The 246-nt window shown below is 62.2% G+C and carries 1 protein-coding gene; it reads left to right on the top strand.

What is annotated here, in order from left to right:
• Positions 1 to 246, top strand: a 246-nt coding sequence (locus ACZ3HG_RS24540; RefSeq protein ID WP_465335103.1) for an FHIPEP family type III secretion protein, incomplete at both ends; no start/stop codon positions are given.

The following is a 246-nucleotide window of genomic DNA, read 5'->3' on the forward strand; positions in this document are numbered from 1 at the left end:
TTACGCGATCGGCTTCGTCGTCTTCATCATCCTGACCCTGATCAACTTCATGGTCGTGACCAAGGGTGCGGAGCGCGTGTCGGAAGTCTCGGCGCGCTTCGTGCTCGATGCCTTGCCCGGCAAGCAGATGGCGATCGACGCAGATCTGAACGCCGGATTGTTGACGCGCGAGGAATCCAAGGCCCGGCGCGAGGAGGTCCGCGAGGAGGCCGACTTCTACGGTTCGATGGACGGCGCCTCGAAGTT

The sequence above is a fragment of the Erwinia sp. PME.40.26/001 genome (genome assembly GCF_055556675.1).